At 73.6% G+C, this 26,123-nt stretch carries 25 protein-coding genes; 14 read left to right on the top strand and 11 right to left on the bottom strand.

Annotated features, from left to right (window positions below; translation table 11 throughout):
* Positions 1 to 36 precede the first annotated feature (36 nt).
* Genes OG534_RS25205 through OG534_RS25195 form a run of 3 tightly spaced genes read left to right on the top strand, consistent with a single transcriptional unit; the run spans position 37 to position 2,590 of the window.
* On the top strand, positions 37 to 618 hold the full coding sequence (locus tag OG534_RS25205; protein WP_326590936.1) for a hypothetical protein: 582 nt from the start codon (positions 37 to 39) through the stop codon (positions 616 to 618).
* Complete coding sequence (locus OG534_RS25200) at positions 615 to 1,613, top strand: nucleotidyl transferase AbiEii/AbiGii toxin family protein (protein WP_326590935.1); 999 nt, start codon at positions 615 to 617, stop codon at positions 1,611 to 1,613. The genes OG534_RS25205 and OG534_RS25200 overlap by 4 nt, the downstream gene beginning before the upstream one ends.
* Positions 1,610 to 2,590, top strand: a complete 981-nt coding sequence (locus tag OG534_RS25195) for a nucleotidyl transferase AbiEii/AbiGii toxin family protein (protein ID WP_326590934.1) — start codon at positions 1,610 to 1,612, stop codon at positions 2,588 to 2,590. Before OG534_RS25200 ends, OG534_RS25195 begins: the two co-directional genes overlap by 4 nt.
* Here the strand turns inward: OG534_RS25195 and OG534_RS25190 are convergent, their stop codons facing one another.
* The 4 genes from OG534_RS25190 to OG534_RS25175 all read right to left on the bottom strand — a co-directional run bounded on the left by OG534_RS25190 (position 2,591) and on the right by OG534_RS25175 (position 6,690).
* Entirely contained in the window at positions 2,591 to 4,666 is a 2,076-nt protein-coding gene (locus OG534_RS25190; protein ID WP_326590932.1) for a molybdopterin oxidoreductase family protein, read from the bottom strand.
* A 46-nt stretch (positions 4,667 to 4,712) separates the two neighbouring features.
* Positions 4,713 to 5,072 (bottom strand): hypothetical protein, encoded by a 360-nt coding sequence (locus tag OG534_RS25185; protein WP_326590931.1) that lies wholly within the window; start codon positions 5,070 to 5,072, stop codon positions 4,713 to 4,715.
* Between the two features lie 75 nt (positions 5,073 to 5,147).
* Positions 5,148 to 5,912 carry a glucose 1-dehydrogenase gene (locus OG534_RS25180; RefSeq protein WP_326593823.1) on the bottom strand — a complete coding sequence of 255 codons (765 nt, stop codon included), beginning with the start codon at positions 5,910 to 5,912 and terminating at the stop codon, positions 5,148 to 5,150.
* A 70-nt stretch (positions 5,913 to 5,982) separates the two neighbouring features.
* On the bottom strand, positions 5,983 to 6,690 hold the full coding sequence (locus tag OG534_RS25175) for a SanA/YdcF family protein (RefSeq protein ID WP_326590929.1): 708 nt from the start codon (positions 6,688 to 6,690) through the stop codon (positions 5,983 to 5,985).
* A 321-nt stretch (positions 6,691 to 7,011) separates the two neighbouring features.
* On the opposite strand from OG534_RS25175, the gene OG534_RS25170 reads away from it, so the two are divergent.
* From OG534_RS25170 to dnaG, 4 genes are all read left to right on the top strand, one after another.
* The gene (locus OG534_RS25170) at positions 7,012 to 7,731 is read left to right on the top strand and encodes a sirohydrochlorin chelatase (RefSeq protein ID WP_326590928.1); all 720 of its coding nucleotides are present in this window, start codon (positions 7,012 to 7,014) and stop codon (positions 7,729 to 7,731) included.
* A 36-nt stretch (positions 7,732 to 7,767) separates the two neighbouring features.
* Positions 7,768 to 9,084, top strand: coding sequence for a deoxyguanosinetriphosphate triphosphohydrolase (locus OG534_RS25165; protein WP_326590927.1), 1,317 nt, complete (start codon positions 7,768 to 7,770; stop codon positions 9,082 to 9,084).
* A gap of 93 nt (positions 9,085 to 9,177) precedes the next feature.
* A complete protein-coding gene (locus tag OG534_RS25160) occupies positions 9,178 to 10,443 on the top strand; it encodes an NAD(P)/FAD-dependent oxidoreductase (protein ID WP_326590926.1) in 1,266 nt (421 codons plus the stop codon).
* 112 nt (positions 10,444 to 10,555) lie between these two features.
* A complete protein-coding gene (dnaG, locus tag OG534_RS25155) occupies positions 10,556 to 12,454 on the top strand; it encodes a DNA primase (RefSeq protein WP_326590925.1) in 1,899 nt (632 codons plus the stop codon).
* 6 nt (positions 12,455 to 12,460) lie between these two features.
* On the opposite strand, the gene OG534_RS25150 is transcribed toward dnaG, so the two are convergent.
* Positions 12,461 to 12,922, bottom strand: a complete 462-nt coding sequence (locus OG534_RS25150; protein ID WP_326590924.1) for a gamma-glutamylcyclotransferase family protein — start codon at positions 12,920 to 12,922, stop codon at positions 12,461 to 12,463.
* Between the two features lie 305 nt (positions 12,923 to 13,227).
* On the opposite strand from OG534_RS25150, the gene OG534_RS25145 reads away from it, so the two are divergent.
* Positions 13,228 to 13,770: a hypothetical protein gene (locus tag OG534_RS25145; RefSeq protein WP_326590922.1), complete on the top strand. Its 543-nt coding sequence runs from the start codon at positions 13,228 to 13,230 to the stop codon at positions 13,768 to 13,770.
* Between the two features lie 130 nt (positions 13,771 to 13,900).
* Positions 13,901 to 14,620, top strand: coding sequence for a class F sortase (locus OG534_RS25140; RefSeq protein ID WP_326590921.1), 720 nt, complete (start codon positions 13,901 to 13,903; stop codon positions 14,618 to 14,620).
* A gap of 28 nt (positions 14,621 to 14,648) precedes the next feature.
* Here the strand turns inward: OG534_RS25140 and OG534_RS25135 are convergent, their stop codons facing one another.
* The 3 genes from OG534_RS25135 to OG534_RS25125 form a co-directional block, all read right to left on the bottom strand.
* Complete coding sequence (locus OG534_RS25135; RefSeq protein ID WP_326590920.1) at positions 14,649 to 15,425, bottom strand: sulfite exporter TauE/SafE family protein; 777 nt, start codon at positions 15,423 to 15,425, stop codon at positions 14,649 to 14,651.
* Positions 15,426 to 15,462: 37 nt separating this feature from the next.
* Positions 15,463 to 15,747: a hypothetical protein gene (locus OG534_RS25130; RefSeq protein WP_326590919.1), complete on the bottom strand. Its 285-nt coding sequence runs from the start codon at positions 15,745 to 15,747 to the stop codon at positions 15,463 to 15,465.
* Between the two features lie 205 nt (positions 15,748 to 15,952).
* Entirely contained in the window at positions 15,953 to 17,248 is a 1,296-nt protein-coding gene (locus OG534_RS25125; RefSeq protein WP_326590918.1) for a ferredoxin reductase family protein, read from the bottom strand.
* Between the two features lie 157 nt (positions 17,249 to 17,405).
* On the opposite strand from OG534_RS25125, the gene OG534_RS25120 reads away from it, so the two are divergent.
* The 3 genes from OG534_RS25120 to nirD are packed head-to-tail and all read left to right on the top strand — an operon-like array spanning position 17,406 to position 21,662.
* On the top strand, positions 17,406 to 18,806 hold the full coding sequence (locus OG534_RS25120) for an NAD(P)/FAD-dependent oxidoreductase (protein ID WP_326590917.1): 1,401 nt from the start codon (positions 17,406 to 17,408) through the stop codon (positions 18,804 to 18,806).
* A gap of 1 nt (position 18,807) precedes the next feature.
* Positions 18,808 to 21,333, top strand: a complete 2,526-nt coding sequence (nirB, locus tag OG534_RS25115) for a nitrite reductase large subunit NirB (RefSeq protein ID WP_326590916.1) — start codon at positions 18,808 to 18,810, stop codon at positions 21,331 to 21,333.
* Positions 21,330 to 21,662 carry a nitrite reductase small subunit NirD gene (gene nirD / locus OG534_RS25110; protein ID WP_326590914.1) on the top strand — a complete coding sequence of 111 codons (333 nt, stop codon included), beginning with the start codon at positions 21,330 to 21,332 and terminating at the stop codon, positions 21,660 to 21,662. The genes nirB and nirD overlap by 4 nt, the downstream gene beginning before the upstream one ends.
* 13 nt (positions 21,663 to 21,675) lie before the next feature.
* Here nirD and OG534_RS25105 read toward each other — a convergent pair whose 3' ends face one another.
* Together OG534_RS25105 and OG534_RS25100 are read right to left on the bottom strand one after the other, a co-directional pair.
* Positions 21,676 to 22,089, bottom strand: a complete 414-nt coding sequence (locus tag OG534_RS25105; protein WP_326590912.1) for a VOC family protein — start codon at positions 22,087 to 22,089, stop codon at positions 21,676 to 21,678.
* Positions 22,090 to 22,247: 158 nt separating this feature from the next.
* Entirely contained in the window at positions 22,248 to 22,709 is a 462-nt protein-coding gene (locus tag OG534_RS25100; RefSeq protein ID WP_326590910.1) for a group III truncated hemoglobin, read from the bottom strand.
* Positions 22,710 to 22,817: 108 nt separating this feature from the next.
* Here OG534_RS25100 and OG534_RS25095 point away from each other — a divergent pair, with 108 nt between their 5' ends.
* Complete coding sequence (locus OG534_RS25095; RefSeq protein WP_326590908.1) at positions 22,818 to 23,375, top strand: hypothetical protein; 558 nt, start codon at positions 22,818 to 22,820, stop codon at positions 23,373 to 23,375.
* Between the two features lie 125 nt (positions 23,376 to 23,500).
* Positions 23,501 to 24,661, top strand: coding sequence for an alkaline phosphatase PhoX (locus OG534_RS25090; RefSeq protein ID WP_326590906.1), 1,161 nt, complete (start codon positions 23,501 to 23,503; stop codon positions 24,659 to 24,661).
* Between the two features lie 318 nt (positions 24,662 to 24,979).
* Here OG534_RS25090 and OG534_RS25085 read toward each other — a convergent pair whose 3' ends face one another.
* A complete protein-coding gene (locus OG534_RS25085; RefSeq protein ID WP_326590904.1) occupies positions 24,980 to 25,978 on the bottom strand; it encodes an ArsR/SmtB family transcription factor in 999 nt (332 codons plus the stop codon).
* Positions 25,979 to 26,123: the final 145 nt, after the last annotated feature.

Genomic DNA, 26,123 nt, shown 5'->3' with positions numbered 1-26,123 from the left:
ATGCGGATCGGACGCATGTCCGAGATGATCGTTTCCATGTCTGAGTACGAAACCCATGTGACGGTGCGCTGTGCGGACGAGGCGGAGCTGGACCGGCTCGAAGCATGGTCCCGGGCACGGGAGTTGAAGGTCACGCACATCGTGCTGGCGCGGGGCCGGATGGTGTCCCAGCCGATGCTGACGCTGCGGGACCACGCGAGCCACGAGCACCTGGTTCCGCAGCTGCGGGCGGCCGGCTTCGACCCGGTCCGCGTGAAGGTGGAGACGGTTCCCTGGACCACGCAGGCACCAGGCCCGGGCGGCGGCTACTTCGAACACCACCTCAAGCTGCGGCTGTCGGCGGACTTCGACCGCACGGCCCTGGAGTCCCTGGTGACCCCGCACGGCGCCCACCTGTCGTGGAACGCCCGCCGGGCCCTGACCGGGGGCGCGCACGAGCGGTTCGTGACCCAGCGGTGGCGGGGAACGGCGGCGGGGGCGACACAGGCCTGCGACGCGCTGGTCGCCGCGCTCGGCTCGGCCGGGTACGAAATCCGCTCGGAGGAGCGGGAGTTCGTCCTGTACGACAGTGACCTGTCGGTGGACGACGGATGGATCGAGGAGGGGGCGGACGGATGAGCGGCACGGAGTGGAGGCCGTCGATCCCGGGCGGGCCGGACGACCCGGCGGAACCGGCGGTCGAACGGCGGCGGCGCACGGGCGGGAAACCGCGCACGATGGCCACGGGTCCGGGCCCGCACGCCCCCGCCCGGGAAACCTTCGACCCGGCGCTGAAGCACTTCGCCGAGGCCTACCGCCCGCTGGACCCGGTGATTCCCGACGAGCGGGTGCGAGAGGCCTGGCTGCGGGCCCGGCGCGCCGCGATGGAGGTCGCCCTGCGCGCCGTGGGCGCCTCGGGCTGGGCTGACTCGCTCGTGCTGCGCGGCAGCATGCTGATGCGGCACTGGTTCGGCCCGGCCGCGCGGGAGCCGCACGACCTGGACTTCGTGGTGGTCCCGGCGGACTGGCGGATCGAGGAGGAGCGGACCGGGCGGATGCTCGACGCCGTCGCGGCGGCGGCCGGGGAGCTGGCCGGGGAACTGGCCGGGGGCCTGGACATGCCCTCCGAGCAGGCGGTCTCCGAGTACATCTGGACGTACGAGCGCGTCCCGGGGCGCCGGCTGGTGCTGCCCTGGGCGGCGCCGGGACTGCCGGGCGGGCAGGTCCAGTTGGACTTCGTCTTCAACGAGCCGCTGCCGGCGCCGCCCGAGCCGGTGGAGGTGGCGGGGGTCCCGCTGCTGGGCGCCGGCCGGGAACTCTCCCTGGCCTGGAAGCTGATGTGGCTGGCCGGCGACATGTACCCGCAGGGCAAGGACCTGTACGACGCGGTGCTGCTGGCCGAGGACCTCGTCCTGCCGTACCCGCTGCTGGAGGAGGTGTTCCGGCAGTCGGGGGAATGGGACTGCGGAGAAGGTGTTCACGAGCCGCCCGTCTTGGAGGTCTTCGACGGCTTCCGGGGGACCGACTGGAGCACGTTCGAGCAGGAGTACCCCGGGATCGACACCTCGGGGGACCGCTACGCCCGGCGCCTGCTGGAACTGCTGGCGCCGACTTTCGAGGAGGCTGCGCGATGAGCTCGTGGCAGGAGTTCGGGATGCGGAGCACGCACCTGCCGCAGGAGCCGCTGGACGACGCGACGCGGGCGGCGCGGCACCTGCCGCTGACGCTGCGCCCGGTGGCCGGGGACGACGTGCGGCAGCGGGCCGTCTTCGATCCGTCGCTGCGGCACAACTTCCAGGCCTACCGGGCGGGCGACCCGGTCTTCGACGATCCGGAGAGGACGGTCGCCTGGGCGCGGGCGCGGCGGGCCGCGATGGACGCCGTGCTGCTGGCGGTCTCGGGCTCCGAGTGGGCCGGTTCGCTCGTGCTGCGCGGGAGCGTGCTGCTGGCGGACCGGTTCGGGGAGGCCGCGCGGGAGCCGGGCGACCTGGACTTCGTGGTGGCGCCGCACACCTGGCCGATGGAGGGCCGGCGGACGGCGGAGATGCTGGACGGCATCGCGGCGGCGGCCGCCGGGCGGGCCGGGATCAAGGCCTCGGGGGCGGTGTGCGAGGACATCTGGACGTACGACCGGGTGCCGGGGCGCCGGATGGTCCTGCCGTGGTCGGTGCCGGGCCTGCCGGCCGGGCAGGTGCAGCTGGACTTCGTCTTCAACGAGCAGCTCCCGGAGCCGCCCGAGCCGGTCGAACTCGCCTGCGGGGCGGTGGTCCTGGCGGCGACGCCGGCCCTGTCGCTGGCGTGGAAGGTGCTGTGGCTCGTCAGCGACCGGCATCCGCAGGGCAAGGACCTGTACGACGCCGTGCTGCTGGCGGAGCACTGCCACCTGCCGAACGCGCTGGTGCAGGAGGTGTTCCGGGAGGCCGGGGAGTGGCCCTACCCGAACGCGGAGCTGGACCTGGCGCACATCGAGGACCTGGTCCCGAGCGGCTACGTCGGCGCCGAGTGGGAGCACTTCGAGGCGGAGTACCCGCACCTGGCCGGGCCCGGTGAGGAGGCGTTCGTCGCGCGCCTGGCCGAGGCCCTGCGCCCGACCTTCCAGGAGGCCCGCTGATCAGGCCGGCTCGACGCGGACCGCGCAGACCTTGAACTCCGGCATCCGGGAGACCGGGTCGAGGGCCGGGTTCGTCAGGGTGTTGGCGCGGCCCTCGCCCGGCCAGTGGAAGGGCATGAAGACGGTGTCCGCGCGGATGGTGTCGGTGATGCGGGCCGGGGCCACCGCGCGGCCGCGGCGGGAGGTCACCGCCAGGGGGCTGCCGTCGACCGCGCCGATGCGGGCGGCGAGGCGGGGGTGGAGTTCCACGAAGGGGCCGGGGGCGGCCTCGTTGAGCTCGTCCACCCGGCGGGTCTGTGCGCCGGACTGGTACTGGGCGACCACGCGCCCGGTGGTGAGCAGGAGCGGGTAGTCCGCGTCGGGGACCTCGGCCGCGTCGCGGTGGGAGACGGGGACGAACCGGGCCCGGCCGTCGTCGGTGGCGAAGCGGTCCAGGAAGAGGCGTTCGGTTCCCGGGGAGCCCTCGGGGCAGGGCCAGAAGACGCCCTGTTCGGCCTCGATGCGGGCGTAGGAGATGCCCGAGTAGTCCGCCGGGCCGCCGGCCGAGGCGCGGCGCAGCTCCTCGAAGACCTCCTCCGGGGAGGCCGGGAAGCCCTTCTCGATACCCAGGCGGGCGGCGAGTCCGTGCAGGACGTCCAGGTCGCTGCGGACCCCCGGCGGCGGGGTCAGGGCCCGGCGGCGGAGCAGGACGCGGCCCTCCAGGTTGGTGGTGGTGCCGGTCTCCTCCGCCCACTGGGTCACCGGGAGGACGACATCGGCGAGCGCCGCCGTCTCGGAGAGGACGACGTCGGCGACCGCGAGGAAGTCCAGGGAGCGGATGCGGTCCTCGATGTGGGCGGCGCGGGGGGCCGAGACGACCGGGTTGGAGCCCATGAGGAGGAGGGCCTTCACGTCCGTGCCGAGGGCATCGAGGAGTTCGTAGGCGCTGCGGCCCGGGCCGGGGAGGTCGGCGGGGTCGACGCCCCAGACCCCGGCGACGTGGGCGCGGGCCGCCGGGTCGGTCAGCTTGCGGTAGCCGGGGAGCTGGTCGGCCTTCTGGCCGTGCTCGCGGCCGCCCTGGCCGTTGCCCTGCCCGGTGAGGCAGCCGTACCCGGAGAGCGGGCGGCCGGCCCGGCCGGTGGCCAGGCACAGGTTGATCCAGGCGCCGACGGTGTCGGTGCCCTTGGACTGCTGCTCCGGGCCGCGGGCGGTGAGGACCATGGCGGATTCCGGGGCGCAGAACATCGCCACCGCCTCGCGGAGCCTGGGGACCGGCACGCCGGTGATGCGTTCCACCAGCTCCGGCCAGTGGGCCATCGCGGCCGCCCGGGCCTCCTCCCAGCCCGTGGTGCGGGAGGCGATGAACTCCTCGTCCGTACGGCCTTCCGCGACCACGAGGTGCAGCAGGCCGAGGGCGAGGGCGAGGTCGGTGCCCGGGCGCGGGGCCAGGTGCAGGTCCGCCTGGTCGGCGGTGCGGGTGCGGCGCGGGTCGATGACGATCAAGGTGCCGCCGTTGGCCTTGAGCTCGGTGAGGTAGCGCAGGGCGGGGGGCATGGTCTCGGCCAGGTTCGAGCCGACGAGGATCACGCAGCCGGTGCGCGGGATGTCCTCCAGCGGGAAGGGCAGCCCGCGGTCGAGCCCGAAGGCCCGCTGGTGCGCGGCGGCGGCCGAGGACATGCAGAAGCGGCCGTTGTAGTCGATCTGCGAGGTGCGCAGGGCGACGCGGGCGAACTTGCCGAGCGCGTACGCCTTCTCGTTGGTGAGCCCGCCGCCGCCGAAGACCCCGACCGCGTCCGGGCCGTGCGCGCGGCCCGTGCGGGCGAGGCCCCCGGCGACGGCGTCGAGGGCCTCCTCCCAGGTGGCCGGCTCCAGCTGCCCGGCGTGGGTGCGGACGAGCGGCTCGGTGAGGCGCACCCGGGAGGAGAGCACGGCGGGGGCGGTGCGGCCCTTGCCGCACAGCGCACCCCGGTTGACGGGGAAGTCGGCGCGCTCCTCCACCACCACGCCCGCGCCGCCCGGCTCGGGCCGCAGGTTCATCCCGCACTGCAGCGCGCAGTACGGGCAGTGCGTGGCGGTGACGGAGTCCGAGGTGTGCATGTACGCCAGCGTGCGTCCGCGGTGTTACACCGGCCGCCGCCTCGCGTTACAAGTCCGGGTGCTCTGCCTCAGCGCCGCCCGGCGCCGCCCGTGAGGCCCGGTGCATCGGGGGCCGGTCGAGGATCTCGACGTACACGATCCGGCCGTCGACAACGTCGAGGATCAGCATGCCCCGCTCTGGCAGGAGGGGCACGTTGCGGTGGCCGGGTCCGTAGGGCGTGCCCGGCGGGTGCGGATCGGTGCGGATGCTCTGGCAGAAGTCGTCCCCGCAGCCGCAGACCCCGACCATGCGGAGGTCGTGCGCGCTGATGGCGAGCTCGCGCTCCCCTTCCTCCTCCAGCAGGCGCACGAGCTCGGCCGTCAGATCAGGGAAGACGTCACGTACGAGGGGTGCGTCCTGTTCCATGCGCGGACCGTAGCCCGGCGGCCCCTGCGGAGGCACGCGCATGTGCGCCGGTGGGCGCCGGGCACGGCGCAGGGCTCACTGGCCGGTGAGGTGTTGTGCCGTCAGGCCCGCCGTCCAGCCGCCGTCGACCGCGAGCTCGGCGCCCGTCATGTACGCGGCGGCGTCGGAGAGCAGGAAGGCGATCGCCGCGGCGACCTCCTCGGGGACGCCGACGCGGCCCATCGGGGCGCCCGGGTAGTTGCCCTCGCCGGTCTGGATGCCGAGGGGCGCGGTCATCGGGGTCAGCGTCATGCCGGGGTGCACGGAGTTGACGCGGATCCCCGCCTCCGCGAGCTCGACCGCGCCGATCTTCGACAGGCCGCGCACGCCCCACTTGGAGGCGCCGTACCCGGCGGTGAGCGCGAGGCCGGTCAGGCCGGCGGCGGAGGAGATGTTGACGATGGACCCGCCGCCGTTCGCGCGCAGCAACGGGATGGCGGCCTTGATGCCGATGAACGCGCCGACCAGGTTGACCTCGACGACCCGGCGGAAGTGCTCGACGCTCTCGTGCTCCAGGAACTGGCCGGTGGCGATGCCCGCGTTGTTCACCAGGCCGTCCACGCGGCCGAACTCGGCGACCGCGTACTCCAGCGCCGTCCGCCAGTCGGCCTCGCTCGTCACGTCGTGGCCGATGAAGCGCGCCGCGCCGCCGAGCCGCGCGGCCGTCCCGGCGCCCTCGGCCTCCAGCACGTCGGTGATCAGCACCTTGCCGCCGCCGTCCACGACGGCCCGCGCCGCGGCGGCGCCCAGGCCGCGGGCTCCACCGGTGACGACGACGACCTTGCCGGTCAGATCCACCACAGCCACGTTTCCACCCCTGCGCTCGTACAGACAGACCGGCATATGACTAATCGGCATATCCGGCGCCGCGTCAGTCTGCCAGAGCGGCGAGCGCCTGCGACACCCCCTGCTCCTTCGGTCCCAGGAAGCGCGGGGCGGGCTTGAAGGCCGCGTCCAGCGCCGCCTTGCCGGCCGCGAAGACCTCGCGGGCCTCGCCGTAGTACCAGGTGGCGTCGTGCACGTCGGCCACCCCGACGCCGTACGAGTCCAGGCCCGCCGCCTGGCACAGGGTGACGGCCCGGCGGATGTGGAAGCCCTGGGTGACCAGCACGGCCCGCTCGACCCCGAAGATCTCCTTGGCCCGCACGCAGGAGTCCCAGGTGTCGAAGCCGGCGTAGTCGCTGACGATCTGCGTGTCGGGCACCCCCTGCCCCGTGAGGTACGTCCGCATCGCGTTCGGCTCGTCGTACTCGGTGCGGCTGTTGTCCCCGGTGACCAGGACGACCTTGACCTTGCCCGTGCGGTACAGCTCGGCGGCGGCGTCGAGCCGGTCGGCCAGGTAGGGCGTGGGCTGCCCCCGCCACAGGCCGGCCCCGAACACCACGGCCACCTCGGCGGCGGGCGCGTCGGCCGTGGTCCGCAGCCGGTCGGCGGCCACCGCGTGCATCCACGCCGAGGGCAGCAGCGCCAGCACGCAGCCCGCCATGACCACCTGCACCGCCAGCCGCCGGGCCCGAACGGTGCGCAGCGCGGCGGCCGTCCGGCTCCACTTGACTCTCGGCAGGCGCGGTCCGCGCATCATCCATCCCCTGGTGTCTCGGTTGCTGGTCCGCTGGTCAGGACGCGTCCGGGGACCGCATGGTTCACCGGGCCGCCCGGGTGGACGGCGGGCGCGGCCACCGACAGCGGCGCCGACCGGCCTGTGAGCACCCGGCAAAGACCCGTCACCCCCGCGCAACGCGGCGGCAATCTCCGGCGCGCAGGATCGGTTCATGACGGAGCCGGTGCAGCCTCCCGAGTCCCCCGCCCTCCCCTTCGACAGTACGGCCGAGCTGCTCGGCCGCATCACCGTCCAGCTGGGCACCCAGCTCAGCGGCCTGCGCCGACCCGGAGTCCGCCCATGCAGCCCACCCTCGTCGCCGTGGCCCACGGCAGCCGTGACCCCCGAGCCCTGCACACCGCCCTCGCCCTCCTCGAACGGGTCCGGGAGCTCCGCCCCCGCCTCGACGTCCGACTCGGCCACATCGAGCTGAACGAGCCGCCGCTCGACGCCGTCCTCGGCGAGCTGCACGGATCGGCGGTGCTCGTCCCGCTGCTCCTCGGCCGGGGCCACCACGTCAAGCACGACCTCCCCGCGGCCGCCGCCCGCGCCGCCCATCTGCGCACCCGCGTCGCCGCCCCGCTGGGCCCGCACCCGCTGCTCGTCGAGGCCCTGTACGAACGGCTCCTGGAGGCGGGCTGGACCCCCGGCACCGCCGTGGTCCTCGCCGCCGCCGGCTCCCGCGACCCCGACTCCGCGGCCGACACCCGCCGCACCGCCGTCCTGCTCGCCGACCGCCTCGGCGGCGTCCCGGTGGTCCCGGCCTACGCCTCCGCCGCCGCGCCGAGCGCCCCCGAGGCGGTCCGCGCGCTGGCCGCCCGCGGCCACCACCGGACCGCCGTGGCCTCGTACTTCGCCGCTCCCGGCCGCTTCGCCGCCCAGACCGCCGCGGCGTCGCCCGCCCTCGCGGCCGCCCCCCTGGGCGACCACCCGGCCCTGGCCCGGCTCCTGCTGCACCGCTACGACACGGCCTGCGCCCGGCCCGCCGGCACCGCGCGGCCGGAACTCGTCTCCGCCTGATCCCGGTTTGTCAGTTGTTCCGGTTACCGTCTCTGCATGGAAGGCACCACGCACGCTCTGGCAGACGACCTCTACGACGCAGCCGACACCGAGCGCTGGGCCGCCGAGCCCGACAAGCGGCCCGGCCGGACCGCCTTCCAGCGCGATCGCGCCCGGGTGCTGCACTCCGCCGCGCTGCGCCGCCTCTCCGGGAAGACCCAGGTCGTCACCCCCGGCAGCCGCTCGTACGACTGGGACGCCAGTCCCCGTACCCGGCTCACCCATTCCCTGGAGTGCGCCCAGGTCGGGCGGGAGCTCGGCGCCGCGCTCGGCTGTGATCCCGACCTCGTCGAGGCCGCGTGCCTCTCGCACGACATGGGCCACCCGCCCTTCGGCCACAACGGCGAGGAGGCGCTCAACGAGTTCGCCAAGGACTGCGGGGGCTTCGAGGGCAACGCGCAGTCGCTGCGCCTGCTGACCCGCCTGGAGCCCAAGCGGTTCGTGCCCGACCCGGTGAGCGGCGAGCTCGTCAGCGTCGGCCTCAACCTCACCCGGGCGTGCCTGGACGCCGCCACCAAGTACCCGTGGGCCCGCGGGGACCACCCCACCGATCCCGGCTCGGTGAAGTTCGGCGCGTACGAGGACGACCTGCCGGTCTTCGAGTGGCTGCGCCGCGGCGCGCCCGCGGACCGCAAGTGCTTCGAGGCGCAGGTCATGGACTGGGCGGACGACGTCGCGTACTCCGTCCACGACTTCGAGGACGGCCTGCACGCCGGCCACCTCGACCCCAACCTCCTCTTCTCCGAGCCCGAGCGCACGGCGATCTGGCGCGTCGCCATCGGCCGGTACGTTCCCGCCGACACCGCGCCCGAGGAGCTGCGGGCCGCCCTCGACCGGCTGATGGAGCAGGAGTGGTGGCCGCACGGGTACGACGGTTCGGCCGTTGCGCAGGCCCGGCTGAAGGACGCCACGAGCCAGCTGATCGGCCGTTTCTGCCTGGCGGCCGAGGGCGCCACCCGGGAGGCGTACGGCTCGGGCCGGCTCACCCGGTACGGCGCCGAACTCGTGATCCCGCGCGAGGCGCGCAACGAGTGCGCGGTGCTCAAGGCGGTCGCCGACCTGTACGTCATGCAGCGCGACGAGCAGGAGCGGATCCGCGCCGACCAGCGCATCGTCCTGGCCGAAGTCGCGGAGGCGCTCATGGCCCGCGCCCCGGAGGGGCTGGACCCCCAGTTCCGGGCGATCTTCGACACGGCTGAGGACGACCGGGCCAGGAAGCGGGCGGTCATCGACCAGATCGCGTGCCTCACCGACGCATCCGCCCGTTCCCTGCACGCACGTCTCACCCGTCGCGCCCGACGCGCCGAAGGGTGAGCCGATCGAGCCACTCCCCCTTCACGCGGCAGGCTCAGTGCGGGACGCTCGCATGTGGTCGCATGTGGCGGAGAGGTTATGAGGAGGCATCAGGTGGTCGACGCACACCGGACATTCGTCATCGTCGGCGCGGGGCTTGCCGGGGCAAAGGCGGCCGAAACGCTGAGGTCCGAGGGGTTCACGGGGCGGGTGATCCTGATCGGCGACGAGCGCGACCATCCGTACGAACGGCCCCCGCTGTCCAAGGGCTACCTGATGGGCAAGGACGACCGCGAGAGCGTCTTCGTCCACGAGCCGTCCTGGTACGCGGCCGCCGACGTGGAGCTGCACCTGGGCCAGCCGGCGGTCCACCTCGACCGGGACGCCAAGAAGGTGGTCCTGGGCGACGGCACGGTCCTGCACTACGACAAGGTGCTGCTGGCCACCGGCGCCGAGCCGCGCCGCCTGGACATCCCCGGCACCGGTCTGGCCGGGGTGCACCACCTGCGGCGCCTCGCGCATGCCGAGCGGCTGAAGGGGGTCCTCGCCGGACTCGGCCGGGACAACGGCCACCTGCTCATCGCGGGCGCCGGGTGGATCGGCCTGGAGGTCGCCGCCGCGGCCCGCGGGTACGGCGCCGAGGTCACGGTCGTCGAGCCGGAGGCCACACCGCTGCACGCGGTGCTCGGCCCCGAGATCGGCCGGCTCTTCGGGGACCTGCACGCCGATCACGGGGTGCGGTTCCACTTCGGGGCGCGGCTGACCGAGATCGTGGGGCACGACGGGATGGTGCTGGCCGCCCGTACCGACGACGGGGAGGAGCACCCGGCGCACGCGGTGCTCGCCGCGATCGGGGCCGCGCCGCGGACGGCGCTCGCCGAGACCTCGGGGCTCGCCCTGGTCGACCGGGAGCACGGCGGCGGGATCGCGGTGGACGAGTCCCTGCGCACCTCGGACCCGGACGTCTACGCGGTCGGGGACGTGGCCGCCGCCCACCACCCGGTGCTCGGGACCCGGCTGCGGGTCGAGCACTGGGCCAACGCGCTCAACGGCGGCCCGGCGGCCGCGCGGGCGATGCTGGGACAGCCGGTCAGCTACGACCGGGTGCCGTACTTCTTCTCCGACCAGTACGACGTGGGTCTGGAGTACTCGGGGTACGCGCCGCCGGGCGGCTACGACCAGGTGCTGATCCGCGGGGACGCGGGCAAGCGGGAGTTCATCGCGTTCTGGCTGTCGGAGGGGCGGGTGCTGGCCGGGATGAACGTGAACGTGTGGGATGTCACGGAGCACATCCAGGCCCTGATCAGGTCGAAGAAGCCGGTGGACCGCGAGGCCCTGGCGGATCCTTCGATTCCGCTTTCCTCGCTGATCGAGGGCTGACGGCGGGTCCCTGCGGGTCCCCTCAGGCCGGGCCACGGGCCCGGCCTGACCGGCGGGACGGACCGCAGGGGTGCCTGACGGGTTTGCGTACGCCCGGCCGTAGACTTCACGGGTGGCAGGACGGATCAACGACGACGACGTGAAGGCGGTACGGGACGCGGTCCCGATCGACGCCGTGGTCTCCGAGTACCTCCAGCTGCGCAACGCGGGCGGCGGCAACCTCAAGGGCCTGTGCCCCTTCCACGACGAGAAGTCCCCGTCCTTCCAGGTCAGCCCCAGCAAGGGCCTGTACCACTGCTTCGGCTGCCAGGCGGGCGGGGACACCCTCGACTTCGTCATGAAGATCGACCACCTCTCCTTCTCGGAGGCCGTCGAGCGCCTGGCCGGCCTGGCCGGCATCACCCTGCGGTACGAGGAGGGCGGCTACACCGCCGGCACCAGCGGCCGCGGTGACCGCATCCGGCTGGTCGAGGCGCACAAGGCCGCCGCCCTGTTCTACGTCGACCAGCTCGGCAGCCCCGAGGCGGAGATCGGCCGCAAGTTCCTCGCGGAGCGCGGCTTCGACCAGGCCGCGGCCGCGCACTTCAGCGTGGGCTACAGCCCGGCCGGCTGGGACCACCTGACCCGCTTCCTGCGCGGCAAGGGCTTCACCGACAAGGAACTCATCACCTCCGGGCTCGCCCAGGACAGCCGCAGCGGCAAGCCCATCGACCGCTTCCGCGGCCGGCTGATGTGGCCGATCCGCGACATCAGCGGCGAGGTGGTCGGCTTCGGCGCTCGCAAGCTGCGCGACGACGACAACGGCCCGAAGTACCTGAACACGCCCGAGACTGCGATCTACAAGAAGTCCCAGGTGCTGTACGGCATCGACCTGGCGAAGAAGGAGATCGCGAAGACGTCCCGGGCCGTGGTGGTCGAGGGCTACACGGACGTGATGGCCTGCCACATGGCCGGGGTCACCACCGCGATCGCCACCTGTGGCACCGCCTTCGGCGGGGACCACATCAAGATCCTGCGCCGGCTGCTCATGGACAACGCCACCGCCGAGGTGATCTTCACCTTCGACGGCGACGCGGCCGGGCAGAAGGCGGCCCTGCGCGCCTTCGAGGACGACCAGAAGTTCGCCGCGGAGACCTCGATCACCATCGCCCCCGGCGGGATGGACCCGTGCGACCTCCGCCTCGCGCAGGGGGACGCGGCCGTGTCCGGCCTGGTGGAGGCCCGGACACCGCTGTTCGAGTTCGCCCTGCGGCACATCGTGTCGCGGCACAACCTGGAGAACCCGGCGGGGCGGGCGGCCGCGCTGGCCGAGGCAGCGCCGGTCGTAGCGAGCATCAAGGACCTCTCGATCCAGCACGAGTCGGCGGTCCAGCTGGCGGGGATGCTGGGCATCCTCGACGAGCCGTTCGTCGTCAAGCGGGTCGCGCAGCTGGCGCGGTGGGCCCGGGAGCGCGGCAACCAGCCGCAGCAGCAGGGCCGGGGCCGCCCCCAGGAGGCGGCCCCCGCCACGCCGCCGCCGGTCGGCGGCGGACCCGCCCTGAACCTGCGCAGCCCCGCCCACCGCACCGAGCGGGAGCTGCTCAAGCTGGCGCTCCAGCGGCCTGCGCTGGTCTCCCCCGCGTTCGACGCGTACGGGATGGACGAGTTCACCGCCCCGCCCTACGCGGCCGTGCGCCAGGCGATCCTGGACGCGGGCGGTGCCTCGCAGGCCGCCGACGACTACCTGGCCCGGGTCCGCGACGCCGCCCCGAACGACACCGTCCGCGCGATGGTCACGGAGCTGGCGGTGGAGGCCATCCACGCGAAGACGGTGGACGAGATCTACGCCGGCGTCCAGCTGGTCCAGGTCCGCCTGCGTGCCGTCGATCGCCGGGTCCTCGAGATCCAGGGCACCATGACCCGCCTGAGCCCACAGGCCCCGCCGGAGCAGCACGCCGCGGTCCAGGAGGAGCTGTGGGTGCTCCAGCAGTACGGCCGGCGGCTGCGCAACCGCGGCGCCGAGGGCCTGTGACCGCCGCTACTCGGCGGGCGCGTTCCGGCGCTTGAACCAGTCGCCGCCGGCTATCTCGGTCCCGGATTCCCGCAGGTCGCGGGCGATCAGCGGGGCCGCCAGGTAGACCCAGGCACGGACCGGGGTGCCGTCCGGCAGCAGGGCCGGGCGGGCGATCCGGTCGTAGATGTTCCCCGGGCGGCCCGGGCCCCCGTACTCTTCCAGCCGGTCGAGCGCGGCCAGCAGTTCCCCGTACGCGCGCGGCGCCGCCGTGATCAGCTCCCCGACGACGGCCGAGCCGGGGCGGTGGACCGCGAACGGGTATCCGGGGCCGTCGTAGAGCGCGGCGTCCAGGAGGACGGCGGGCTCCTCGGCGGCCGTGCGGCCGCGCAGGAACAGGTCGTGGTTGACCTCCCCCGGGCGCAGGGTCCCGTAGACGAAGAACGGGAGCGGAGCGGTCGGATCTTGTGGCCGTTCGACCGGTGTCACGGGGCCCTCCCTCGGATCAGGCGCAGCGGCCCGCCGGCCGGGCCGAAGGTCCCGGCTTTCCCTGCGCCCCACCACCGTACGCACCGCTGCCGCGCAACCTCGCGGTGCCCGGGACCCTCGCATGCCCCGGCCCTCGGTCACCCGGACGGACCGGCCCGCCCGGATGGCCGCACCCTGGCCTTGAACTGCGGGAACGGCCCCCGGAGGAGCGCGCATGGGCGGAGCTGACGGGACATCAGCAGGCGGGCGGCGGGCGGGCCGGGTTTCCTCGTAGACACGACCCCGTGTCTACGAGGAGTGTCCTCATGCGCCGACGTACCGCACACGCGCTGACCGCGACCGCGCTGACCGCCGCCGCGTTCACCGGGCCGGTCGCCGGCGCGGTCGCCGCCGCGGAGATCGGCATGGTGAGCTTCGCGCCCGGGGACTTCGCCCCGCTGGAGGTGTGGCCCAAGTCCGCCGCCCCCGGTGCCACCGTCACCGTGAACACCACCGCCTGCGGCCGCGGCAGCCACGCCGAGGGCGATGCCACCACGGTCGGCGGGGGCCGGTTCAAGCTGGTCCCCGGCACCCACAAGGAGGTGGTCGTGGGTCAGTTCCAGGTGGCCCGCGGCACCCGCGCCGGCACCTACTCCATCGGCGCGACCTGCGCGAACGGCAAGTTCGCCACCGGCGACCTGGTCGTCACCGACCGCGGCCCGCAGGGCCACGTCAACACGGGGATGGGCGGTGGCACGACCACCACCACCGACCCCGCCAAGATCGCGGTGGGAGCGGCCGTGCTGGCCGCTGCCGCCGTCGGCGGTACCTGGCTCCTGCGTCGCCGGGCGAGCGGCACGCGGAGCTGACGGACGCCCACCGCGGCCCCGGCCGCGGTCCGACCGGTACCGTCCCCCGTCGCCCGCCCCGCGAGGTCCCCCCCGTTCGCGGGGCCGGGCGACGGCCAGTCACCCCGACATCGAAGCCGAGGGGGTACGCATGGGTGGCGACTTCGGTCGCGTCCGGGGCTCCGACCGGCAGCCCTGGCCCACGGCCGCCGACCGCCCCGGATCCGGTGCGCGCTCCCCGGCGCGGGCCGCCCGCACCCCGACCGCCCGCCACGGGGGACTCGTCGTCCTCGCCGCATGCATCGGCTTCTGGCTCGTCACCAGCGGTTCGCGCGAGCCGGTCGGGCCGCCGCTGCCCTCCCCCGCCGAGGCCCTGAGTGCCGCGGGCGCCGTGGGACCCGGCATCGCCCCGCTGCCCGGCTCCCCGCCCGGCCGGATCCGGATCCCCTCCATCCGGGTCGACGCCCCGCTGACGGGGCTCGGACTGGCGCGGGACGGCAGCCTCGAAGTGCCTCCGCCCGACCGGCCCGACCTGGCCGGCTGGTACCGCGAGGGCGTCACCCCGGGCGCCACCGGTACCGCCGTCATCGCCGGGCACGTGGACGACTCCGCGGGGCCGGGGGTCTTCTACGACCTGGGCGCACTGCGCCGCGGGGCCGCGATCGAGATCCCGCGGGCGGACGGCCGTACCGCCGTGTTCACGGTCCACGCGGTCGAGGTCTACGACGCGAAGGCCTTCCCCGACACCCGCGTGTACGGCCCTTCGACGCAGGCCGAGCTGCGGGTGATCACCTGCGGCGGCGGCTTCTCGCCGCGCACGGGCTACCGCGGCAACGTGGTCGTCTTCGCGCACCTCACCGGCACGTACTAGTGCGTCCCGGAGGCGGAACGGGGGACGGTCAGCCCCACTGCTCGAAGCCGAGCTTGATGACCAGCGCGCCCACCACCGTCAGCAGCACGCCGCGGACGAAGCCGCTGCCCTTCTTGAGGGCCATGCCCGCGCCGATCATGCCGCCGGCCAGGTTGAACACCGCCATCAGCGCGGCCAGCTGCCACAGCACCATGCCCTGGTAGGCGAACATCGCGAGCGCCCCGGCGTTGGTGCAGCAGTTGACGATCTTGGCGGTGGCGGAGGCGGTCACCAGGTCGAGGTGGAGCAGCGCCGTGAGCGCGATCACCAGGAAGGTGCCGGTACCGGGCCCGATGAGGCCGTCGTAGAAGCCGATGCCGAGGCCGGCGAGCCCGATGGCGAGCAGCACCCGCTGCCGGCTGACGGGCGAGGCGGAGGGGGCGGCGCCGAAGGCGGGCCGGAAGAGCACGAAGCCGGCGACGACCACGAGGACCACCATGATCAGCGGGCGGAGCGCGTCCTTGCTGATGCCGCCGGCGAGGGCGGCGCCGCCCATCGAGCCGAGCAGCGCGGCCGCGCCGATGCGGACGGCGAGCTTCACGTCCACCGGGGCCTTGCGCACGTACGTCACGGCGGCGCCGGCGGTGCCGACGATGGCCACGGCCTTGTTGGTGCCGAGGACGGTGGCCGGGTGGGCGTTCGGCAGGCCGAGGAGGAGCGCGGGCAGGAGCAGCAGGCCGCCGCCGCCCACCACCGCGTCGATCCAGCCGGCCGCCGCGGCCGCCACGCACAACACGATGATCATGGTCGTTGATATCTCAGGCACGGAGTCGACCCTATGGACCAGTTGGGTGCAGGAGCCATCAATCTCCGGAAACTTGCGCAAAGGTTGAGCTTTGCCGGGCCGGCACCCGGTCCGGGGCGACCGGAGCCGCCGGGTCCACGACCGCCGTGAGCACGGTCGCGGCCAGCACGCTGGCCGCCCCCAGCCCCGCCGCCAGCCGCCGCGCGGGCGGTACGGCGGCCAGTGCGGCCAGCCCGGCCCGCACCGCCGAGGGCCTGCGCGGCTTGCGGTGGCGGGCGGCCGACGGAGCCGTGGCGCCGGCGGGGACGGGGACGGACAGGGCGACGTGCAGCGGGTGACGCATGGGGCGGTGACTCCTCGGAAACGCGGGAAACGCGGGGAAGGCGGCGGGCGCACGGAACGCGGGAACGCGGGGAACGGGGGGAACGGGGGGGGAACGGGGGGGGGAACGCGGCGGGCGCACGGAACGCGGGAACGCACGGAACCCGGGGCACTGGGACCAGGGCGACTCAGGGAACGCGAGCAGGGCGCAGCGCGCGGAGCGGGGCTCAGAAGCTGAAGCACTCGGAATGGATCCGCCCGGCCGGCACCCCGGCCCGCAGCAGCGCGCCCCGGGTCGCCTCGGCCATCCCCGGCGGCCCGCACAGGTACACGTCGTGCTCCGCCAGGTCCGGCACCAGCCCGCTCAGCGCCTGCGGGGCCAGCGGATTGTATGCCGCCCCGGACGGCCCGAGCAGGTAGTGCAGCCCGGCCTGCCGCTCGGCGGCGATGGCCTCCAGCTCGGCGCGCAGGACCAGGTGCTCCTCGGCCCCGGCCCGGTAGAGCAGGGTGATGTCCCCGGGACCGCCCGGCAGCGTTTCGAACAGGGCCCGCATCGGGGTGATCCCGACCCCGCCCGCGATCAGCAGCACCTTGGGCCGGGTCCGCCGGGCGGCGGTGAGCGCGCCGAACGGCCCGGTGGCCAGGACCCTCGTGCCGGGGCGCAGCCGGCGGATCCGGCGCGAGTGCCCGCCGAGTCCCTTCACGGTGATCCGCAGGGCGTTCCCGCGGACCGGCGCGGACAGCGAGAACGGCAGGGCGGTGTGCCACAGCCGCCGCTCCAGGAACCGCCAGCGCAGGAACTGGCCCGGCTCGGCGCGCAGTTCCGCCAGGTGCTCCCCGTAGACGACGACGGAGACCACCCCGGGCCCCTCGACCCGGACGTCCGCGACCCGCAGCGCGTGCCGCAGGGCCTGTCGTACGGGGACCACGGCGCGGTACCAGACCAGCAGGACGGCCACCGCGGTGTGGGCGAGCGCCCAGAACCAGCCGGCCACGGCGAGGTCGGGCCCGGCGAGCTGGTGCCCGAAGGCGAGGGCGGCGGCGAGGTAGACCAGCAGGTGCGCCCCGCGCCAGGTTTCGTGCGACACCCTGCGGCGTACCGATCGGGCGGAGGTCACACCGACCGCGGCCAGGAGGACGGTCCCGGCCGCGGCGGCGGCGAGCGCGGGGTAGGCGAGCAGCTCCCGGACGGCGGAGACCACGTCGACACCCTCGTGCACGGCATATCCGAGCAGGGCGAAGAGCCCGTGCCCGAAGCAGAGGAGGAGCACGTACCGGCCGCCGAACGCGTGCCAGCGCGCGAGCCGGTCGGCGCCGACGCCGTGCTCGACTGCGGGCACCCGGGCCATCAGGAACAGCAGCACCAGCACCCCGTATCCGGCGAGCAGGCCGGTCAGGTGCGCGGCGGTGGCGAACAGCGCGTCGGGCCGGGCCGAGGGCCGTACCTGCGCCGCCCAGAGCAGGGTCACCACCCCCGCACCGCCCAGCATCCCGCCCCTGACCCGCACTGCCGCATCTCGCATGCGGATCACGCTACGGGCCGCCGCGGCGGCGCCGACGGCGCTTAAGGCGGCCTTGAGGATGGCCTCACGGGCCCTTAACCCGGGCGCTGAGGTCGGCGTTCCGTCCGGGTAACAGGAGCGATGCCGAGGGGAAACAGCGGCGGCGCACGCTCAGGGCATGACCTCGGAACAGCGTGTGGTGGTGATCGGCGGCGGCCTCGCGGGCCTGCGGCTCGCGCAGCGGCTCGGCCCGGCCGCGGCGGTGACCGTGCTCGGCGAGGAGTCCCACGTTCCGTACAACCGGGTCCTGCTCGCCGAGGTCCTCGCGGGCCGCTACGCGCCCGAGGTGACCGCCCTCCCGGCGCCCGGCCCCGCGCTGCGGCGGGGGGTGCGCGCGGTGCGCATCGACCGCGCGGAGCGGGCCGTGCACGGCGACGACGGCACGGTGGAGCGGTACGACACGCTGGTGCTGGCCACCGGCTCGAACGCGGTGCTCCCGCCGCTGCGCGGGCTGTTCGAGCCCGAAGGGCGGGACCTCCCGGACGGGGTCCACGCGTTCCGCACGATGGACGACTGCCTGGCGCTCTCGGCGGCAGTACGCCCCGGAGTGCGGGTGGTGGTGATCGGCGGGGGCCTGCTGGGCGTCTCGGCGGCCCGTGCGCTCGCCGCGCGGGGGGCGGTGGTGGTCCTGGCCCAGCAGGGCGAGCGCCTGATGGAACGCCAACTCGACGCCGACGCCTCCGCCCTGCTGGCCACGCACCTGACCGACCTCGGCGTGGAGATCCACACAGAATGCCGGGTCCGCGGCCTGATCACGTCGTCCACAGCTCCGCTGAATCCAGCCCCGCCGGCGTTTGAGGCGCGGGGTCGGGGGCGGAGCCCCGGTCTTTCAGCCCCGCCGCCGTTTGAGGCACGGGGTGCGGGGCGGAGCCCCGGTCTTTCAGCCCCGCCGGCGTTTGAGGCGCGGGTCCGGGCAGAGCCCGGGAGGCGGCGGGGCGGGGACACTCCGCGCAAGGTCACCGGGGTCGAGCTCGCCGACGGGTACCGGCTCGACGCCGACCTCGTCGTGCTCGCCTGCGGCGTACGCCCCCGCACGGGCCTCGCCCAGGCCGCCGGCCTGGAGATCCGCAAGGGCATCGTGGTCGACGACCGGCTCCGCACCAGCGACCCCCGCATCCACGCCATCGGCGACTGCGCCGAGCACGCCGGCCAGGTGTACGGCCTGGCGGGCGCAGCCCTGGAGCAGGCCGACGCCCTCGCCGCGGTCCTCACCGGAGGCGGCCCCGCTCGCTACACCGGCACCCGCGCCCTCACCCGCCTCACCCTCGGCGGAACCGAGCACGGCTCCCTCGACCTCGCCGCCTTCGGCGAGACCACCCCCCGCCCCGGCGACGACGTGGTCCGCCTCGCCGACGCCACCCGCCGGACCTACCGCAAGGTCGTCCTGCGCGGCGGCGACCTCGTCGGCGGGGTCCTGCTCGGCGAACTCTCCACCGTGGGGGCCCTCGCCCGCACCTGGGAGGGCGGGGAATCCCCGCACGACCTGTTCCACCTGCTCACCGACGACGGAGGCCACTGACATGCCCGAGCCCCTGCCCACGATCGTGCTCATCGGGCACGGCATGGTCGGCCAGCGCTACCTGGAGGCACTCGCCGAGCGCGGGGTCACCGCCACGCACCGGATCACCGTGCTCTGCGAGGAGCCCCGGCCCGCCTACGACCGCGTGCACCTGACCTCGTACTTCTCCGGCAGCACCGCCGAGGACCTGTCGATGACGCCCGCCGGGTTCATGGAGGAGCACGGCATCAGCCTGCACCTCGGCGACCCCGCCGAGCGCATCGACCGGGCCGCCCGCACGGTCACCTCCCGTTCCGGGCAGGTGTTCCCGTACGACGTCCTGGTCCTGGCCACCGGCAGCTTCCCCTTCGTGCCGCCCGTCCCCGGCAAGGACGCCCCGGGCTGTTTCGTCTACCGCACCATCGAGGACCTCCTCGCGATCGAGGAGTACGCCAAGGACCGCAGCCACGGCGCGGTCGTCGGCGGCGGTCTCCTCGGGCTGGAGGCGGCCGGCGCCCTGCAGGGTCTCGGCCTCGCCACCCGCATCGTCGAGTTCGCCCCGCGCCTGATGCCGGTCCAGGTCGACGAGGGCGGCGGCGCCGCCCTGCTGCGCACCATCGAGTCCATGGGCCTGACCGTCCACACCGGCGTCGGCACCCAGGAGGTGGTGACCGGCGAGGACGGCCGCGTCAGCGGCATGAAGCTGTCCGACGGCTCCACCGTCGACACCGAACTGGTCGTCTTCTCCGCCGGCGTCCGCCCCCGCGACCAGCTGGCCCGTGACGCGGGGCTGGACGTCGGCGAGCGCGGCGGCATCTCCGTCGACGCCCGCTGCCGCACCTCCGACCCGTACGTCTACGCCATCGGCGAGTGCGCGCTCGCCGTCGACGGCCGCGTCTACGGTCTGGTCGCCCCCGGCTACGAGATGGCCGAGACGGCCGCCGACGACCTGCTGGGCCGCGAGAAGGAGTTCACCGGAGCCGATCTCTCCACCAAGCTCAAGCTGCTCGGCGTGGACGTGGCCTCCTTCGGCGACGCCCACGGAGCCACGCCCGGCAGCCTGGACGTCGTCTGGTCCGACTCCCGCTCCGGCGTGTACAAGAAGCTGGTCGTCTCCCCCGACGGGGTCCTCCTCGGCGGGGTCCTGGTCGGCGACGCGGACTCGTACGGCCTGCTGCGCCCGCTCACCGGCAGCGTCCCGCCCGTCTCCCCCGAGCAGCTGGTCCTGCCCGCCGGGCTGGGCGCGCCCGTCGCGCTCGGCCCGTCCTCGCTCCCCGACCACGCGGTGATCTGCTCCTGCCACAACGTCACGAAGAAGGCCATCGCCGCCTGCGCGACCCTCACCGAGGTCAAGAAGTGCACCAAGGCGGGCACGGGCTGCGGCAGCTGCGTCAAGGTGATCGGGCAGCTGCTGCCCGCCGCCGCGGACAAGGGCCTGTGCGGCTGCTTCCCCTTCACCCGGGCCGAGCTCTACGAGATCGTCCGCACCCGCCGGCTGACCTCGTTCGAGCAGCTCCTCGACGGCCACGGCCGCCCGGAGGCCCGCGGCGGCAACGGCTGCGAGGTCTGCAAGCCCACCGTCGGCTCGATCATCGCCTCGCTCGCCCCGACCCTCGGCGCGAGCGGCTACGTCCTCGACGGGGAGCAGGCCGCCCTCCAGGACACCAACGACCACTTCCTCGCGAACCTGCAGCGCAACGGCTCGTACTCGGTCGTGCCGCGCATCCCCGGCGGTGAGATCACCCCCGACAAGCTGATCGTGATCGGCGAGGTGGCCCGGGACTTCGGCCTCTACACGAAGATCACCGGCGGGCAGCGGATCGACCTCTTCGGAGCGAGTGTGGACCAGCTCCCGCGGATCTGGGCACGCCTCGTCGACGCCGGATTCGAGTCCGGGCACGCGTACGGGAAGGCCCTGCGGACGGTGAAGTCCTGCGTGGGGCAGACCTGGTGCCGCTACGGCGTCCAGGACAGCGTCAGGATGGCCATCGACCTGGAGCTGCGCTACCGGGGCCTGCGCGCCCCGCACAAGCTCAAGTCGGCGGTCTCCGGCTGCGCCCGCGAGTGCGCGGAGGCGCAGAGCAAGGACTTCGGGGTCATCGCGACGGCGAGCGGCTGGAACCTCTACGTGGGCGGCAACGGCGGGGCCACCCCGCGCCACGCCGACCTGCTGGCCCAGGACCTGTCGGACGCGGAACTGGTCCGCCTGATCGACCGGTTCCTGATGTTCTACATTCGCACCGCCGACCGGCTGGAGCGGACCTCCACCTGGCTGGAGCGGCTGGAGGGGGGCCTGGCGCACCTGCGGGACGTGGTCGTGCACGACTCGCTCGGGCTGTGTGCGGAGCTGGAGTCCCTGATGGCCGACCACGTGGCGCACTACCGGGACGAGTGGGCCGAGACGCTGGAGGACCCGGAGCGGCTGCGCCGGTTCGTGTCCTTCGTCAACGCGCCCGGCGCCCCCGACCCGACCGTGAAGTTCGTCCCCGAACGCGACCAGGTCAAGCCCGACCTGGCCGTCCTGACCATAGGAGGTGCCGTCCGATGACCGTGGAACTGCAAGTGGCGCAGGGCTGGCTGACGGTGTGCGAGCTGTCCGCGCTGATCCCCGGTCGCGGGGTCGCGGCGCTGCTGCCCGACGGGAGCCAGGCCGCGGTCTTCGTCGACCGCGCGGGGCGCCCGTACGCCATCGGCAACCAGGACCCCTTCACCGGGGCGCACGTGCTCTCGCGCGGACTGCTCGGGACCGTGGAGGGCCGGCCCTTCGTGGCCTCGCCGCTGCTGAAGCAGCGCTTCGACCTGGAGTCGGGGCGCTGTCTGGACGACGAGGAGGTGGCGGTCCGGACCTACCCGGTGCGGACCGCCGTGACCTCCTGACCGCGGCGGGAGGTCAGCCCTGGTTCTGGATCACGGCCGGGTCCATCCACATGATCTCCCAGGTGTGGCCGTCCAGGTCGTCGAAGGCGCGGCCGTACATGGAGCCGTGGTCCTGGGCCGGGCGGGGCTCGGTGGCGCCGGCCGCCAGGGCCCCGTCCACCAGCTCGTCGACCTCGGTGCGGCCGGCCGCGCTCAGACAGAGCAGCACCTCGGAGGTCTTCGTCGCGTCCGCGATCTCCTTGTGGGTGAAGTCCTTGTAGCGGGCCTCGGTCAGGAGCATCGCGACGATGGTGTCGCTGATGACCATCGAGGCGCAGTTCTCGTCGCTGAACTGGGCGTTGAAGGAGTAGCCCAGCTTGCTCCAGAAGGCCTTGGCGGCCTCCAGGTCCTTGACCGGCAGGTTGACGAAGATCATGGTGGCGGACATCGAGGTCCCTCTTCTCTCGGATGGCGGTGCTCGGTGCTTCTGCGCTTCGGCACTTCCGCACTTCGGCGCTTTCGAGAGGTAGACCGCGGGGTCCCGGGAAACTCATCGCTCCCCGCGAAGTTTTTTCGAGATTCCTGCCTGACCTGCGAAACCGCAGGTCAGGCCGCTGAGCGCAGTTCCAGCGCGGCCAGCGGGATGAAGCCGAGCCCGTCCTCGCTCCGCAGCGGGGCGTCCGGGCCGGCCAGGCGCTTGAGCAGGGTCAGTGCGATCCGCTCGCCCTGCGCCTTGGCCCGCTCGGCGTTCGGCCCGCGGTGCAGTCCGTCGATCGTCGCGTTCCACAGCTGGACCCAGCGGCCGAAGTCGGCGGCGGTCAGTGCGCGCACCGAGTGCAGCGCGGCGTGCGGGGCGTAGGCGTTGCGCCGGTACGCGGCGGTGCGGAAGAGGGACCGTTCCCAGAAGTCGGTGATCCGGGGCAGGTGGACGTCGAGGTCCGTGCCCGCGATCTCGGTGAAGAACGGTCCGATCCGCGGGTCGGCGAAGGCGGCCGTGTAGAAGCGGCGCAGCACGACGTCGAGGTCGGCGCGGCCCGAGATGTCGCCGGCGGCAGCGGAGCGGTTCATGGTTCCACCCTCCTCTCCCGCCGGAGGCCTTCCCAGGGCAGAAAGTCCCGTAAGTCCCGTGATACGTCACACCGTGCCGGTCCGCCCGCCGCGCAGTAGCGTCGGAGCATGGCCGTCAAGAAGATCACCGAGAAACTGTCGGACGAAACCCTGGCCGCCGAGACCGGCCGGGACTGGTCCGCCTGGTTCGCCGAGCTCGACGGATGGGGCGCGACCGGGCGGACGCACACCGAGATCGCCCGCCGCCTGGTGGACGCGTACGGGGTCAGCGGCTGGTACGCCCAGTCGGTCACCGTCGGCTACGAGCAGGAGCGCGGGATGCGCGAGGTCGGGCAGTCCTGCGACGGCGACTGGCAGGCCAGTGCGAGCCGCACCGTGGGCGCCGGCGCCGAACGGGTCACGGCGGCGTTCGCCGACGCGGCGCTGCGCGAACGCTGGCTGCCGCACGAGGACTTCACCCTGCGCACCCACCGGCCCGGCAAGTCCGTCACCGCCGACTGGGACGGCGGCAGCAGCCGCGTCTCCGTCTACCTCACCCCCAAGGGCGCAGACCGTACGCAAGTGGGGCTCGGCCACACGAAACTGGCCGACGCCGATGCCGTCGAGGTCTACAAGGCGTTCTGGAAGGAGCGCCTCCAGGCACTGAAGTCTCTGCTTGAGGATTGAACGTCGAGCGGTCGCTCGTGCGTAATGAGGAGTTGGCGCCACGTCAACTGGCGCCCCCTAGGTTCCTCGACGCATGCGACCCCGCGTCCGACCGGCCGCGGGGCCTTCCTCCCACAGGAGTGACCGTGGAACGTCGTACCTTCCTGCGCGGCGCAGTGATCGGTTCGTCGGCCGCCGCCTTCGGCGGCACGTTGATGCACGGGGCGGCCTACGCGGCGCCCGCCCAGCCCGGTGCCGGACCCTACGGGGCGCTCGGCTCGGCGGACTCCAACGGCATCATGCTGCCCAGCGGCTTCACCAGCCGGGTGATCGCCCGCTCGGGCCAGACCGTCAGCGGTACCTCGTACACCTGGCACAACGCCCCCGACGGCGGTGCGTGTTTCGTCGACGGCTCGGGCTGGATCTATGTGTCCAACTCGGAGATCAACCCCTCCGGCGGCGCGAGCGCGGTGAAGTTCAACTCCTCCGGCACCGTCACCGGCGCCTACCGGATCCTCTCCAACACCCGGCAGAACTGCGCGGGCGGCAAGACCCCGTGGAACACCTGGCTGTCCTGCGAGGAGGTCGACCGCGGCTTCGTCTACGAGACCGACCCGTACGGCGTGAACGCGTCCGTACAGCGCCCCGCGATGGGCCGTTTCAAGCACGAGGCGGCCGCCGCCGACCCGGTGCGCCAGGTGATCTACCTGACCGAGGACGAGTCGAGCGGCTGCTTCTACCGGTTCATCCCCACCACCTGGGGCAACCTCTCCTCCGGCACCCTCCAGGTCCTCAAGGCCGGCACCGCCACCTCGGGCTCCTTCACCTGGGCCAACGTCCCCGACCCGGACGGCTCGCCGACCGCGACCCGCAGCCAGGTCTCCGGCTCGAAGAAGTTCAACGGCGGCGAGGGCTGCCACTACGCCAACAACACGGTCTGGTTCACCACCAAGGGCGACAACCGGGTCTGGCAGCTCAACCTCACGAACAACACCTACGAGCTGGCCTACGACGACTCGCTCGTGCCCGGCGGCGCGGCCCCGCTGACCGGCGTCGACAACGTCACCGGCTCCTCGTACGGCGACCTCTACGTCGCCGAGGACGGCGGCAACATGGAGATCTGCGTGATCACCCCGGACGACGTGGTGGCCCCCTTCCTGCGGATCACCGGCCAGTCCTCCTCGGAGATCTGCGGCCCCGCCTTCTCCCCCGCCGGCAACCGCCTCTACTTCTCCAGCCAGCGCGGCACGACGGGCAGCTCGTCCGGCGGCATCACCTACGAGGTGACGGGCCCCTTCCGCACCTGAAATCCACCCCGGGCCACTCTCAGCCCCACCGGGCCACCCTCAGCCCCACCGGGCCACATTCAGCCCCGCCGGGCCACATTCAGCCTCGCCGGCGCTTGAGGCGATCTTTCAGCCTCGCCGGCGTTTGAGGCGATCTTTCAGCCTCGCCGGCGTTTGAGGCGATCTTTCAGCCTCGCCGGCGTTTGAGGCGATCTTTCAGCCTCGCCGGCGTTTGAGGCGCGGGGGCCCGGGGGCAGCGCCCCCGCAACGGCGCCGCACCGCACCACCGGGACCGCACCGCACCCCGACGGGAGTCAACCCCGCCGGGGTGCGGCACGTTCACGAGGCCACCGCACCCCCCTTGAGCAGCGCAGCCCCCAACGGCGTCACGGTGTGCAGCACCGCGTTCCCCCGGCGCAACGTGGTCACCAGCCCCGCCTCCCGCATCACGCACGCGTGCTGACTCGCGGAGGCCAGCGAGACACCGGCCCGGCGGGCCAGCTCACTGGTGGTCGCCCCGTCCCCTATGGCCCGCAGCACGACCGACCGGGTGTGCCCGACCAGCCTGCCCAGGGTGCGCTGGCGCTGCTCCTCCACCGGCCGGCCCCCCTCGCCCCCCGCGGGCGCCGAGGCGAGCTGCGCGGCGGCCGGATAGACCAGCACCGGCGGCAGCTCCGGGTCGTGCAGGGTCACCGCGGTGCGCCGGCAGAAGAAGGACGGCTGGAGCAGCAGCCCGCGCCCCCGCAGCCGTACGTCCCGGTCCACCGGGTAGTCGCACTCCAGCACCGGAGCCCGCCAGCGCAGCATCGGCGGCAGCGAGGCCAGCAGCTCGTCCGCGCCCCCGTCCAGCAGGGCCCGGCCGCGCGCGGCCCGCTCGGCCTCGATCTGGGCCTGGATGTGCGTCCAGTACGGCTCCACGGCCGCCCGGTGGTACGCGCGCAGCTCGCCCATGAGCCGCGGCAGCTGCTTGCCGCCGTCGTCCATGAACTCCCGGAGCCGCGGCGTCATCGGCGCACCGGCGCCCAGCAGCTGCAGCTCGCGCCGCATCCGCTCGGGACGGATCCCGCGCAGCGCGTCGAGGCCCACGTCCCACCCGTACTGCCCCTCCACGGGGGTCAGGAAATCGGGGAAATAACCACGACTCGGTATGAGCATACCGAGCGTGCGTGTTTCACTATTCAACCTGCTCCGGGTTTCCGTCCGCCATTCACCGAACAACCGGGCATCGCGCCGGTCTCTTAAGCGGTGAAAGCTGAGAATCGTTTCCCACAACGCATCGGGACGCCCTGCCATCCGTACGCGTGCCAGGTCCACTCCAGTGAAATGGATACGCAGCACCGAACCCCCACCTGTGCAACCGCAATCCCCCCGCTCCATGAGTATGCACGCCGTCACACGTGGTCACCACGCCCTTTCGGCCACAGTTGAAACCCCTTTCGGCAGGGGCGTGACAACCGAAATCCTGTACTCCGCCGGGCACACT

It is taken from the genome of Streptomyces sp. NBC_01294, assembly GCF_035917235.1.
Classification (GTDB): Bacteria; Actinomycetota; Actinomycetes; order Streptomycetales; family Streptomycetaceae; genus Streptomyces; species Streptomyces caledonius.
This window is presented reverse-complemented; position numbering and strand designations above follow the sequence as displayed.